This window comes from Cyclobacterium sp. L-R (assembly GCF_056859355.1).
Window position 1 is genome coordinate 22496 of sequence record NZ_JBSXOH010000034.1, and the last position, 14496, is coordinate 36991.

The following is a 14496-nucleotide window of genomic DNA, read 5'->3' on the forward strand; positions in this document are numbered from 1 at the left end:
CCTAATCAATATCTAGATAATATTTGTTCGTTTTTAAGCTATTGTTGAGTTTATCCATAAACTGTATGCGTAGCATATATTTTCCTTTTAGCTTAGAAGGTTTAAATGAAAAGTTTAAATTTCCATTTTCATCTGTTTTTAAATTTGTCTGCCAAGTGAGGGTACTTCTGAAATCAGGAAAATGGTCATTGTTAACCGTAAACTCATTATTAGGAAAGTACTGGTAGGGTTTTTGAACACCGCTGTAAGTGATAAACAAGGCATTTTTAGGCAAATCAAAGCCTCCAAAATCATTTTTAAAGGAGGTCAGGTTAACCATTCCCGTAAATTGCTGATCATTGATATAGAAATAGCGATTGATGATATCCATTCTTGCTATGCCTTTAGGATTAAAATTGGCAAATGCATCACTGTCCAAGACAGGCATACCATCTATTACCAATAGTGGATTTTCCTTGAATACCAGATTGTAAGGGATGTTGAAATTTTTGAATATTGTTTTTTTGTTTTGGTTTCTTACCAAAACCATCGGTACATATTCTCTGATGGTGGTAGCCATGTCCTTAAACCTGTTATAATCATCTAAAAAATAGCTGTAATCAGTAATGTACTGAAAAGGTAAAAGCTCTTCCGGTATTTTTAATGGTGCAAGGTAGTATTGATGACTGGCCCTTGCCAAAATCTTGTTTTCAATAAAAGTCTTGTCTTCCTTACTTAATTGCAAGAGAGGTAGCTGAAAGTTTTCCTCAGGAATTTTTTCCCAAAAAGGAGTAGCAAGTATGAAGTTTACCTGTTGGTCTGTTCTTGTAGATTGTATAATGGCATAATCATAGTAAGAAAAATTGCCAGTATCAAAATAAAGATTTCCTTTACTATCAGGCTTGTCGACAAACATGTGTGATTGACTTCCGTGAAGGGTTAAAAAAAACACTTCTGTTGTGTCGATCTTTTCATCAAGTAGTTTTCCTTTTATTATATGTCCGTAAAGTTCCGGAACCAAGGTAGTATTGGTAGTAGAAGCAGCTGATGAATACATCTCCGAAAAGTTTAAATTAGTTTCCAGATTGTCAAATGGAGTTGATTTATTGATCACCAATGAAATATCATTTGCCTTGGCAAGGGGAATTGATACCTCGATAAGGTTGTCATTTACTTCGATCAAGTGTTCATCCAATTGCTTCACGGAATTACTATTCACCACCTCTTTTGAAGGAAGGATAAGCGGAGGTTTTTTAGGATTGATGATAGAAACGATGGATTGGAAAACTCCTTTTTCTCCAGAGACATAAGGGCTAATTCTGGTATATACCCTTAGCAAATAATGGTCAGATGGTAAATCTGATGGAATCATAAGGTAGGAGTTGGCCTTTCCATCTACCAGGTCAGCAAGATCTCTTACCACTGATATACCATTTCTATCTAACAGTTCCATATATATTACCTTTGAGGGACTTGGTTGGTCATCAGCTGATACTGATACGTTCATCCATAAATACTCCTCGGTAAGGGATACTGGGTTAACAACATAGGCAATCACTTCCTCTTCAGGGAGTTGTTGGTTGTTTTGAGCCATTAAGCTATAGTTCCCAAGGAAACAAAGACCTAGAATAATCATAGTCAAGGTCAGGTATTTTGTGTTTAATTGCCTATTCATCCTTCCAATAGTCTGGTTTCTCGAGAACTCCACCTCTAAGCCTACAATCCGTACATCCTTCCGTTGAAGCGAAAAAACCGCCACAAGGTAAATCATCACAATATTCATACAAGGGTATATAATTCAATAAGCCAAAGATCTCTTCATAATCTGGTGGTGCTATAGTGTCAATAATACAACCGAAATAATCTTGGATGGACGTTCGCCAAGGTACAACATCACTATTTTGGATGTACAGGATTTTTTCTTGGGATTTACCTGCAGAAATATAGCCAATGACCGGTTCATCCGGATCTTCAATGGAGTAAATATTGCTCGTCACTGCAGATGGTAATGGGCTGAAAATATCCCCAATATCATCAGAGTTTTTCCTTATTCCTTCCCAAAATATATAAGCTTCCCTATCAATGGCATATTGTTTGGCTTTGATTCTATAGCGGATTCCCAACTTTTCAGATAGACTGTCTATAGTTAATAATTCTTTTTGAAATATTCTACTGTTCTCAAATCGGGAGGAGGCCTCCAATATTATTCTTCTTGATTGATCAAAGTTATAACACCTGTTTGTCAATTGGTCCAATGGAATATCAACCATTTCCTTTGTAACCTTGTCATAATTAAAGAAGGAAGTATGTGGAGTGCGGTAAACCCAGGTTTCATCATATTGCCATAAGAAAAATTCTGCATCATCATTCCCCGTGGTGTTACTATAAATCTGCACATCTCCATCTTCTTGGGTAAATGTGATGTCAAATTCTGGGCTTATGATAGGTTTGATTTTATCAGAAACATAACTTTGTCCATTGCTTAAATCTATTGAAAGTGTATAAATTTCATCTTCAGGAAGAATAGCATCCGTGACATAACCGCCAAAATTGTCAGTATTTAACTCCCAACTGTCACCATTCTCCCCAAAAATAGTGATGTTTGCTCCAGGAACAGGGAATTCCGGGATATCACTGTAAAGAGGGGAGGCCATAGATAGCTTAATGCTAGTGGTGCCACCACCGACTTCTATAAATCCTTCAACCACCAAAATATTCTGATTGAGGTCTTTGAGCTCTGGAGAAAAAGGCTCCCTGCAACCAAAGAAGAGGGAAAGAACCCCTAAAATCACAGGAAGGTGTATTTTTTTTATTACAGCATCCATCAGAATTTGAAATTATATGTGATAAAAGGAATAGGTCTGGCAAAAATGGAAAGTTTGTAACCTTGAATGGTGCCATTCTCTGGAGAAAAGTATACAGAATAAGGATTAGCCCTTCCTAGTACGTTGTATACCCCCAAAGACCATGAGGCGTGGGCAAGTTTTTTGACTTTATGGTTTCCTTCAATATTGAAGGAAACATCTACCCTGAAATAATCCGGAATTCTATGATCATTTCGATCGGAATAGAATACTCTTTCAGAGCCATTGTAATAAAACTTTGCAATGGGTAGTGTTATAGGTCTTCCAGTACTGTAATTCGCGTTAACTGAAGTGTTGATTCGCTTAGTAAATTCGAAATTGCCTGCAAGCATAACATCATGTGGTTGATCAAAATTACTTGGATACAATTTCCCTCTATTTACTTTTTCGCCCAATTCACTAGGGTTGGTTTTTAACAAGGAGCGTGAGTAGGTATAACTTATCCATCCGTTTAATTTACCTTCAGTTTTTTTCGCCATTAACTCAACTCCATAAGCCCTTCCTTGGGTATTGAGTACATCTTGTTCAATATTGTCATTTAAAATTAAAGAGGCCCCACTTCTGAAATCTACCAAATTCCTCATTTTTCTATAGTAGATTTCTATTGAAGTTTCAATTATATTTGATTGGTAATTTTTAAAGAAGCCTATGGCCCATTGTTGCCCCATTTGAGGAGCTAAATGTGGATCGCTTAATTTCCAGGTGTCAGTGGGGGCTATGGCCGAAGTATTGGTAAGCATATGCAAATGTTGTCTCATGCTATTGTATCCAGCCTTGATAGAAGTGAAATTATCCAATGCATAGCGGGCAGAAAATCTAACCTCTGGGCCTTGGTAGGTATTGATAAGGTCTCCTGCGGCATAGACCTCTTCACCTGTTTTTGTGTCCTCCGTTTTTATGGAGTTAGGAGGGTATTGGTTGACTGTATTAGGCCCCAAATAATTGTAAACCACATACCTCAATCCATAACTGAACATTAGTTTTGGATTGAATTCATATTCATCTCCTAGAAAAAAGGAGGTCTCTAAGGCATTTTCCCGAGTTACACGCTCATTTAACAGGATTGACTCTGTTCCTTTAGGTACTTGCTTTCCAGGGTTGAGGTTGTAATAAATGGCATTCATACCAAGGGTCAACTTGTGTTTGTCATTGAGATCATAGGTGAAATGATTTTTCCAACTGCTTTGATCCATCCCAAAACCAAAAGTAAATGCATTTAAGGGATCTTGTTCACTTTGAATGTCAAAAGAATATTGGTCATGGCCAATATGAAATTTACCCTCCAGTCGATCACTAAAATAATGAGTCCAGGTAGCGCTTAGGTTTCTGTTTTGGTAGTTAAATAAGGTGTCTTTATCAAATCGAAAGGAATCTTTACTCCAATAAGCAGAAAAGGTCAGTTCGTTGTTTTCATTCAATTGGTGTTTCATGTTTAGGTTCAAATCATGGAAAGCAGCCCTGCTGTCCCTAAACTCTGATTCCTCATCTAAAAAGCCAAAAAGCCAGTTGGAATAAGTGGTCCTTCCTCCAACTGCAAAAGTTGTTTTATCAGAAAGTGGACCTTCCAAATAGAGTCTACTGGTCATTAATCCTATACCTCCTCCTCCTTTAAGCTTTTCTGAGGAACCATATTTACTCTTGATATCAAGCACAGATGATAATCTTCCTCCAAACTGCACGGGAACCCCAGCTTTATAAAGGTCCACACTTTCTACCATGTCTGGATTAAAAGCTGAAAACAATCCAAAAAGGTGGGTAGGATTGTAAATGGTGGACCCATTAAATAATATCAAGTTTTGGTCAGCAGCTCCCCCTCTTACATTAAACCCAGCACTAGCTTCACCAACAGTCTTTACTCCAGGAAGGGTTAATATTGCGCGAAGTACATCCACTTCTCCCAACACTGCCGGTAATTTTTTTAGGGATTGTACAGTAATGGTGGCCAATCCCATTTCAGGTCGTTCTATATTGGCAGATTTCTCAGAGGTAACAGTGACTTCTGTCAGAGAGATAATATTATCATCCATCTCCACATTCAATTGGCCATCTCCCAAGATATTTACTTGCCTCTGTTCTTGATAAGCACCAAAATTTTGAAAGATTAAAGTATGACGACCTTTTGGTAAGGTGATGGAATAATTGCCAAATTCGTCAGATATGGATTTAGCATTTTGTCCCGTAGTGTAAATCAAAGCCCCAATAATAGGTTCTCCAGATTCAAAGCTTGTGATTTGCCCTTTTAATACAGCACTTGTAGACCCTGGAGATGCGTTACTGTTTCCTACTTCCCATAGTCTGTTTTTAGCAAAGGCTCTGTCTTTCGCTTCTTCCTGGTCATTTGTGGCCAATATTAATCCATTCCCTTCTTTTTGAACTTCAAAATATCCTGGAGAAAGTTTCATGTCTAGGGCCGAGCCCTTACTAATGAAAACCCTATTTTCATTGTCTATTGAATAATAAAGATCAGTGGATTTAAAAACTTCTTTCAGTAGGTCTTCAATCGGGCTCTCGTAAGCATTGATATTAATGATTAGCGTGTCTACATCAGTTTGTTTGAAGTACATACGATAATCAGATTTGCTCTCAATCATTTGTGCAAATCGTTCAAAGGAAACACCTGAAAAAATTCCCGAAATACGATTCTGATCAGGGGTTTGAGCAAAAGAATGTTGGGCGATCATTAGCAGCAAAAGACTGCAAAGCCTAAGTAAATTCTTAATCATGGTTTGACATGTTTACCAAAGTTTGCAAATAAGCTTCTTTATTTTTCCTGTATCTCAATCCTGACCTTTTAATTTCTTGCTTCCCAAGTTTTTTAGAAAGTCCCAAGGTCTCATAGAGTTTTTTCTTTTTCGGTATAGGAACCAAGGTTCCTTCTAGGTCAAAAAAATACCTGGCCACCTCATCATAACTCCTGACAAGTTCCATGGTAGAAGATTCCTGTTTCTTTTGTTTCCGGTATTTTGCATAAAGCCCTATTTCTCCTTTTACAATTTCACGATAAAACCCATTGCCATGAAAGAGAAAACCACTTGGCTTTTCCCTTTTAACAAATGTAGAGCCATCAACCAATGTAAAACGGTCTATTTTTAAATGATTTAAAATCATTCGTTGGTTAAAAACTGAGGAAAAGGAAATGACCCAATCTTCCCATATATCATATTGAAGAGGGACAGCTTCAAAGTTAAAGCCTCCAATAGTTATAGTGCCAAGTTCAATTTTAGCGGATAAATAAAAGGGATGCCCCTCCAATGATCTGTTTTCTTCAATATAATGGGTGCCCGTATTAATTTCTGGGAAGTGTTTTATGATCTCTTCGTACTTTTCCGCATACTGCTTCCAAGTATGTTCTTGAGCCATTAGCTGAGAAGACACCATCAAAGCAACCGCTACAAATAGAATTTTGAGCATATAGGTAAAAGTCAATTAGGCTATTTAATGTAAACTAAAATCTCTGAAATATAGGACATTTTACAATATAATAAACAAGCTACTTAGTGGAATACTAAAAATTTATTTTATTAAATGTTAGGCATCAGATTAAAGGGCCACAAATTTTGAAACAAAATAATAGGGTTGTCCATTTGATTTGATTGAGAGATTTTTTTTGCCATACTATTCCAGGATAAATAGAAGCAAATACTAAAAATAAAAAAATGCTTTTAATTAGTAATACGACTACATGAAAACTTACTTTCAAGAAGCCTGTTTATCTTGTGGTTACAATTCAGATCGAGGGGGAGGGGGAGACGATTGCAAAATTTGATTTTAAACAGTATTTAGAAAAAACGACATTATTAATAGGTATGATAGGGATTATTCCTACTTTATTGAAGGATTTCAATTTTATTGTGGAGTATGAATTTAAAATTCTGGCCTGATTTTTGGCTTTATAGATTTTTTTAAAAAGTAGAGATTTTTTAATTCATACATTTATTTTGAAAAACAGAATACTCCAAAAGAGCAAAGAAAATTCACCACACCTGGTTGTTGTTGGAATGGGTTTATCGGGGATAGATTTTATACTTAGGTGGCAAGAAAAGGTTAAACAGTCAGATGTTACTTTTTTCGAGGAATCTGGTTTTACCCCCCTTTTATTGGATGCATTTTTTTCATTAAAAGGTAAAACTTTGACATCCATATGTGAAGATCCTAGCTGTTACCATGTGGACAACATAAAGGTTAGATTTAACTCCTCAAGTGTAAAGGATATTAACACAAGAGACAATAAAATCTATCACAGTACCGGCTACACTTCTTATGATTTTTTGTTAATTATTCATGAATTCGATCAAATTAGAATTGTTACCAATAACAATTACTATAACCATCCTTCTTTCTTTAAACTTTCAAATAATTTTGAAAATGAGGAGGTTATAGAAAAAGAAATCGCCATAGAAGGCCATGATTTGCTTACTCTGGCATTGGCAATAAAATTTTTGAATGAAGGACTAAAACCTACAATATATTGCGATAAGTCTAGATTGGCAATGGGCGAAATACCCAAAGAGGAAGCCTGGCTAATTGGGAAATATTTTAAAAATTTAGGAATAGGGATAAAGTTTGAAAAGAGGTTTTCCGAAAAATTACCGAATGGTTTAAGTCAAATATGTGTTAAAGAGAATAGCAATAAATTGTCACAGCCTATAAACAGCTCTTTAATGGAATATGGTGAAATGCCTTTATTGACTCGATTAAAGTTAGAGGAGTTTTACCCTGTTAGGGTTGTGAGAAAAAATAGTAAACACTGTACAGATGTAGTTTCAATCCGAGAAAAATCAGCCGTTGACATCAATGAGAAAGGGGAAGCATTGGATGGTTATGCTGTGGATCAGCGAAAAAACAACTGTGAGCGAGAAGCTGTTTTTTTTAAACAGTATGTTTTTAAGGAACTTTCTTGGCAAACCTATGGGGAAATATCCACTAAATGGGGTGCTGATACCCAAAATTTTTATTGGGAACATCCGGAGGGAGGAATTTCTTTTAGAATGCACTATAGAAAAATGGATTTTTCTATAAAAGGCATTGCTTGTTTAGGCATTAGTTTCAATAAAACTTTTATTGTAAACGCGCTGCAATCAAATTGTAAAGCCTATGATTTTATTGATCGGATCGACGAGGGAATGGAGAGGAATGAATATTCCTTTAAGGTCTACCCATTAATTAAAAAATCTTTTGATGTAGAGTTTAAAAAAAACATAAAAAGTCACCGGTCTTCATTAATTAAGAGAGTTTTTAGCAAATTTTTTTGATAAAATGTTATCAAAGAAAAGAAAATGATAGGGAAGTGCATTGGTCCAATATTCCCAATTATGGGCTCCAGGTCTTTCTATATAATCATGTTCCACTCCGGCCTCCAATAGTAGCTTGTGAAATTGCCTGTTGACCTTTACTAGAAAATCCTCTGTCCCACAATCTATAATCATTTTGATACCCTTATCCTTCATTTTGTCAATTAATCCTACAGCGGTATAGGTACTGTAAGGCGCATCATAATTAATAGCACCTAACATTTCCTTTTGCTGATTAACCCTTTGCGACCTTCTGTTTTCATCTACATCCCAAAGCCTAGTATCAATATTGGTAACACCGCTCATGGATCCTATTGCTGCAAACAACTCGGGATGTTTTGCACCTAACATCAACGCCCCATGTCCTCCCATAGAAAGTCCTGTGATTGCTCTACCAGATTTGTCAGCAATGGTTCTATACTTTCGATCTATTTCTTTTATTAGGTCATTTGTAATGTAGGATTCGTAGCGTACAGAATCCATCAATGGACTATCATAGTAATAGCTATAAGGGCCAACTTCTGGAGTAACTATAAGTACTTCATAAGTATTGGCCAATTGGGAAAGTAGTCCTGAATTTTTTACACTCTTATGCCAATTGCTGTAATCACCTCCGGCACCATGTAGCAGATAAACCACAGGATATCCATCGTTATTATTGTTATAAGAATCAGGGAAAGTGATTGCATAAGGCATTTCCTTGTTAAGGCTTTGGCTGTAATGCCTTACAGTATCAACCTGCGTATAGGCATTGCTGATAAATGCGATAAAGAGGGAAAGAAAAATGCTAGTTTTGATGAAGGAAACCATTAATAGAGTGTTATAAGGCTACAATTCAATTTGTGGTTAAGCTACTGTTGAAAATTAGATTGTAAATGACAAATTTCCAATAAGATAAGCATAAGAACCTGAAGAATACTTATTAGAGAAGCACTATGGAGTACAGCTTGTCTGTGTAAGTTTGACTGAAATTTTTTCCATAAAAGCTGCTAATTTATTCTTATTCACCTGAGCCTAAGTTAATTTATTGTTCCATAAGAGACTGCTGTCTCCGTAACTTAAGAATCTGTATTTATTATTAACTGCCTCTTTATAGATCTCTTTCCAGTTTCCGTGGGTAAATGCTGCTACAAGGAGAATTAATGTAGAACCAGGTTGGTGAAAATTGGTTACCAGGCCATTACAGAGTTTAAATTGGTATCCGGGAAAAATAAATATCTCAGTTGTCCCAATCAATTGACCCATATTGTTTTTCTCCATCCATTGTAGAACGGCTTCAAGGCTTTCTACTTTTCCTGGAAGCTTGGCGTATTCTTGGTAGGGAGCTAATTTTTCTATTCGAAAGGTATCTGAATAGCCATTAATAAGATAAACGCCAAACCAATACAGGCTTTCCAATGAACGCATAGAAGTAGTTCCTACAGCTATAATATTTCCTTTGGCACTAATCAAATTAAGAATATTTTGTTTTGAAAACACCATTTGTTCACTGTGCATTGGGTGCTCGATGACATTGTCATGCTTGATGGGCTGAAAAGTGCCCGCTCCAGTATGCAAGGTGAGGTATTCTACAGAGATTCCATTGGATTTTAATTCCTCAAAAGTTTTGTCTGTAAAGTGGAGACCGGCTGTTGGGGCCGCTACTGCGCCCTCTTTATCGGAGTACACTGTTTGATAACGCAATTTGTCGTCTTCTTCCGCCTCTCTGTTTAAATATGGGGGAAGCGGCACCTCTCCGCTAGCTTCCACTAGTTCTGCAAAGGATATGTCATCGGGACTCCAACTCAATTCAACTTCTCTATTTTCCCTATTGATTAGTTTTGCTTGTATGCTGTAGGTGGTTTCATTAAGGTCGATTTCACAGCTAAGTTGTTCATTTTCTTTCCACCTTTTCAGGTTTCCTATCATACACTTCCATGTTAGTGGACCTTTACTTTCCATGGATTGCTGAATAAGCGTAGAAGGTAGAAGTGGATTTAATAAGAAAATTTCAATTTTGGCCCCTGTGGGTTTTCGGAAGTGAAGTCTGGCAGGAATTACCTTTGTATTGTTAAAGACAAGATGACTGCTTTCAGGAATTAACTCTGCAATGTTTGTGAATTGTTTGTGCAGTATGCTACCATTTTCGTAATGCAAAAGCTTGGAACTATCTCTATGCTCAAGAGGGTATTTGGCAATAAATTCATCTGGTAGCTCGTAGAAATAATCCTGGAGTTTTGGAGCACTTTTAATGCACATATATTTAATAATTCTCGAAATTGAACATTTATTATAAATCCGACACAAATATAGCCGTTTCAAACCAATTCAAGGTCATTATTCAATCCTTCTTGATACAGGTTTCACTTTTGAATTATTTCTAAGTTCAGGATTGATTTCTGCTTATGCGCATTTATGCTTCCGAAGAAAATGGCCATATTTGGAAGTAACTAATTAGAAAAATGGATCAAATGTTTTGCATCAAAGCTTCAATTAAGGCCTATTCACTGAAATTCAAGTTCGAGGCAGGAACCAGTAGAGGGGTATTGCGAGAAAAATTGACCTACTTTATACAAGTTTCTTCAGACAAATTCCCTGGGCTTATTGGCATTGGGGAAGCTGGACCTTTAAATGGCTTAAGTAGAGATGATGTGCCTGATTTTTTGGAAAAAGCCTTGAAGATTTTAAAAATGGTGGAGAAAATAGCGTTTCGAGCAAATCAAGAAGAAATTCTATCTAAGCTCAATGCCATGGATTTAAATGATTTTCCTAGTATCCGGTTCGCCCTTGAAACAGCTATTTTGGACCTTACCAAAGGTGGTGAAAGGAAAATACTGGACTGTGATTTTTATAATAGAGGTACAGCCCTTCCCATAAATGGATTGGTATGGATGGGAGAAAAGGGCTTTATGGAAAAGCAGATAGACCAAAAGCTGGAACAAGGCTACAATTGCATAAAAATGAAAATTGGAGCCATCAACTTTGATCAGGAATGTGAACTTTTAGAAAAGATTCGTTCCCGATTTTCTAAGGAAAAAATAACGATTCGTGTGGATGCAAATGGGGCCTTCACTCCTGAAAATGCCCTGGAGAAACTGAATAGACTAGCAGATTTTGGTATTCATAGCATTGAGCAACCTATTCAGCCTGGTTTGGTGCAGGAGATGGGGAAGTTATGCAAGGAAACTCCTATCCCCATTGCTCTAGATGAAGAACTGATTGGGGTATATGGAAGGGAGAATAGATTGAAACTTCTTGAGTCCATCAAACCACATTTTTTAATATTAAAACCAACCTTACTCGGTGGAATAGTAGCAACCAGAGAATGGGTTAAGCTCGCTCAACTGACAAATACAGGTTGGTGGATGACTTCAGCATTAGAAAGTAATATTGGACTTAACGCTATCGCCCAGCTCACTTCCTCTTTAAAAGGTGAAATGCCTCAAGGTTTAGGTACTGGTCAATTGTACCACAATAATGTAGATTCTCCTTTGCGGATTTCAAATGGGAAAATTTATTACGACAAAGAGCTTAATTGGGTATTACCAGAAATGTTAAATCAATAAATTCATTCTACCTTTAGCTCACTGAATAAAGTGGACGGGAATTAGTTTAAATTTAAAGAATCAATGGACTGATATTTCAATGTTTTACAGCTTATATAAAGAGGGTTGTATATTTCAAATTTAATCAACTATTTTAGGTACCAGTATTTTATAAGATCAGATAGATTGATACAACCCTCCTTATTTAGTGAAAATAAACAACCTTTTTTATGAAGATAAACCCTTCTTACCTCTATATAATATTCTTATCGCTTGTGGCTGCCATTGGAGGGTTTTTATTTGGATACGACACGGCAGTGATTTCAGGGACGATTAGTCAGGTTAGCAAACAATTTAACTTGGATGTAATAGCCCAGGGATGGTATGTAGGTTGCGCATTATTAGGGTCTATTGTAGGCGTAAGCCTTGCTGGTGGTCTTTCTGATAAATATGGTAGAAAAAAAGTAATGCTTCTTTCTGCCGTTTTATTTTCGATTTCAGCCTTGGGATGCGCCGTAGCGAGTAGTTTTACTGAATTGATCTTATACAGAATCATTGGAGGGGCAGGTATAGGGATGGTTTCGATAGTTTCACCGATGTATATTTCAGAAGTAGCGCCTTCCTCGATTAGAGGGAGCTTGGTCTCGTTATACCAATTGGCCATCACTATTGGGTTTTTAGGTGCCTTTTTAATGAACTACGAGTTGTTGAGCTTGGCAGAAACCCTCATTTTCCAAGAAGGTACTTTATTGGCTAAAGTGTTTCATGAAGAAGTTTGGAGAGCAATGTTAGGCATGGAAATTCTCCCCGCTCTTTCTTTCTTTATAATTCTATTATTTATTCCTGAGAGTCCAAGGTGGCTTGTAATAAATGACCAAACGACCAAAGCCGAAAAAGTGTTTGTAAGACTATACGCTTCTACGGTTGCAGGAAAAGACAAGGTAGAAGAAGTACTCAAACAATCTAACCAAACCAAAGAAAGCAGCTGGGAGCTTTTGAAAAACCCTGTAATTTTAAAGCCTGTTTTGCTAGGGATGGCCATTGCTATTTTAGGTCAGTTTATGGGCGTCAATGCTGTGTTATACTATGGGCCAAGTATTTTTGAACAGGCGGGATTAAGTGGGGGAGATGCGCTTTATTATCAGGTGATGGTAGGGGTTGTTAATGTATTGACCACCATCTTGGCATTGTTCATTATAGACCGAGTTGGGCGAAAAAAATTAGTGTACTTTGGGGTGTCAGGGATGATTCTTTCCTTACTATTGATCAGCTTTTATTTTTACGGAAGTGAAATTTACAACTTGCCATCCATTTTCATATTGATCCTTTTTCTTGCATATATTTTTTTCACAGCGATTTCTATTTCAGCGGTAATTTTTGTCTTGTTATCCGAAATGTATCCCACTAAAATACGTGGTTTGGCCATGTCAATTGCAGGGTTTTCGCTTTGGATAGGAACATATTTAGTAGGCCAATTGACTCCATGGTTTTTAGAAAATTTAGGGCCATCAGGCACTTTTTTGTTTTTCACAATGATGTGTTTTCCCTATTTGTATATACTATGGAAAAAAATACCTGAGACCGCTGGAAAGAGTTTGGAGGAAATAGAAGAATACTGGTTGGGTGATAAGTCTTGAACAAATAAATTGAAATGAAGCAATATTTAGAATTATACAAAGGGGAATTGTTGGACCAAGTAATTCCGTTTTGGGAAAATAATAGTCTTGATAAAGTAAATGGAGGTTACTTTACCTGTTTGGACCAATATGGGAAGGTGTACGATACTGATAAATTTGTTTGGTTGCAAGCCAGGCAAATTTGGATGTTTGCCATGTTGTATGAACAGGTAGAACCCAATGAAGAATGGCTTAAAATAGCAAAGAGCGGAGCAGCATTTTTAATGGAACATGGAAGGGATGAACAGGGCGCTTTTTATTTTTCATTAGATCAAAAAGGAAAGCCATTGGTTCAGCCTTATAATATCTTTTCTGATTGTTTTGCGGCCATGGCATTTGCAGCATTGAATAAAATTGAACCTAATGAGGAGTACGCAACTGTAGCTATAAAAACCTTTGATAATATTTTAGAACGAAGGGACAATCCCAAAGGGATTTATAACAAAACCTTTCCGGGTACGAGAAATTTAAAAAGCTTTGCTTTACCTATGATCCTCAGTAATTTAACCTTAGAGATGGGTGCGTTGCTGGACGATGAAAAGGTGTCTTCCTTGGTTCCTGCTGTTATTCGTGAGGTGATGGAGGTGTTTCTTCAAAAGGACTCAGGTTTGATATTAGAAAATGTGAACCTTGATGGAAGCTTTTCTGACTCCTTTGAGGGGCGGTTAACGAGTCCCGGACATGCTATTGAAGCGATGTGGTTTATGCTAGACCTTAGTCAAAAATATAATGATGAGGATTTGTGTCAAAAAGCCATTGCTACAGGTTTGAAAACACTTGAATTTGGTTGGGATAAGGAGTACGGGGGTATTTATTATTTTCTGGACATATGTGGGCACCCTTCTGAAAAATTAGAATGGAACCAAAAGTTATGGTGGGTTCATTTAGAAACCCTGGTGTTTTTATCGAAAGCATATGCCATCACGGGCAATAATGAATGCCTTCAGTGGTTTAATAAAGTACATGACTATACTTGGAAACATTTTAAGGACCCGGATTCCCCTGAGTGGTTTGGTTACTTGGACCGCTATGGCAAAGTGCAATTGCCCTTAAAAGGTGGGAAGTGGAAAGGGTGTTTTCATGTACCCAGAGGATTGTTTCAGGTCTGGAAAAATTTGGAAAAAATTAAATAGTTCAACGTTCAATTTTAAGTCTTTAAGAT

10 protein-coding genes are annotated in these 14496 nt (G+C 36.8%); 4 read left to right on the forward strand and 6 right to left on the reverse strand.

Annotated elements, in window-relative coordinates:
- Position 1 precedes the first annotated feature (1 nt).
- The 4 genes from AC13EX_RS03000 to AC13EX_RS03015 are packed head-to-tail and all read right to left on the reverse strand — an operon-like array spanning position 2 to position 6254.
- Positions 2–1654, reverse strand: coding sequence for a hypothetical protein (locus AC13EX_RS03000; RefSeq protein WP_482891488.1), 1653 nt, complete (start codon positions 1652–1654; stop codon positions 2–4).
- Positions 1647–2804: a DUF4249 domain-containing protein gene (locus AC13EX_RS03005; RefSeq protein ID WP_482891489.1), complete on the reverse strand. Its 1158-nt coding sequence runs from the start codon at positions 2802–2804 to the stop codon at positions 1647–1649. Before AC13EX_RS03005 ends, AC13EX_RS03000 begins: the two co-directional genes overlap by 8 nt.
- Positions 2804–5566, reverse strand: a complete 2763-nt coding sequence (locus tag AC13EX_RS03010; RefSeq protein WP_482891490.1) for a TonB-dependent receptor — start codon at positions 5564–5566, stop codon at positions 2804–2806. The genes AC13EX_RS03005 and AC13EX_RS03010 overlap by 1 nt, the downstream gene beginning before the upstream one ends.
- Positions 5559–6254 (reverse strand): hypothetical protein, encoded by a 696-nt coding sequence (locus AC13EX_RS03015; RefSeq protein WP_482891491.1) that lies wholly within the window; start codon positions 6252–6254, stop codon positions 5559–5561. Before AC13EX_RS03015 ends, AC13EX_RS03010 begins: the two co-directional genes overlap by 8 nt.
- A 527-nt stretch (positions 6255–6781) precedes the next feature.
- Here AC13EX_RS03015 and AC13EX_RS03020 point away from each other — a divergent pair.
- On the forward strand, positions 6782–8095 hold the full coding sequence (locus tag AC13EX_RS03020) for a hypothetical protein (RefSeq protein ID WP_482891492.1): 1314 nt from the start codon (positions 6782–6784) through the stop codon (positions 8093–8095).
- Here AC13EX_RS03020 and AC13EX_RS03025 read toward each other — a convergent pair.
- On the reverse strand, positions 8063–8944 hold the full coding sequence (locus AC13EX_RS03025; RefSeq protein WP_482891493.1) for an alpha/beta hydrolase: 882 nt from the start codon (positions 8942–8944) through the stop codon (positions 8063–8065). The genes AC13EX_RS03020 and AC13EX_RS03025 overlap by 33 nt on opposite strands.
- 204 nt (positions 8945–9148) lie before the next feature.
- Complete coding sequence (locus AC13EX_RS03030) at positions 9149–10372, reverse strand: S-adenosylmethionine:tRNA ribosyltransferase-isomerase (protein ID WP_339715544.1); 1224 nt, start codon at positions 10370–10372, stop codon at positions 9149–9151.
- A gap of 212 nt (positions 10373–10584) precedes the next feature.
- Here AC13EX_RS03030 and AC13EX_RS03035 point away from each other — a divergent pair, with 212 nt between their 5' ends.
- The 3 genes from AC13EX_RS03035 to AC13EX_RS03045 all read left to right on the forward strand — a co-directional run bounded on the left by AC13EX_RS03035 (position 10585) and on the right by AC13EX_RS03045 (position 14467).
- On the forward strand, positions 10585–11679 hold the full coding sequence (locus AC13EX_RS03035; protein WP_482891494.1) for an o-succinylbenzoate synthase: 1095 nt from the start codon (positions 10585–10587) through the stop codon (positions 11677–11679).
- A gap of 209 nt (positions 11680–11888) precedes the next feature.
- Positions 11889–13295, forward strand: coding sequence for a sugar porter family MFS transporter (locus AC13EX_RS03040; protein WP_482891495.1), 1407 nt, complete (start codon positions 11889–11891; stop codon positions 13293–13295).
- Between the two features lie 14 nt (positions 13296–13309).
- Complete coding sequence (locus tag AC13EX_RS03045) at positions 13310–14467, forward strand: n-acyl-d-glucosamine 2-epimerase (RefSeq protein WP_482891496.1); 1158 nt, start codon at positions 13310–13312, stop codon at positions 14465–14467.
- Positions 14468–14496 lie beyond the last annotated feature (29 nt).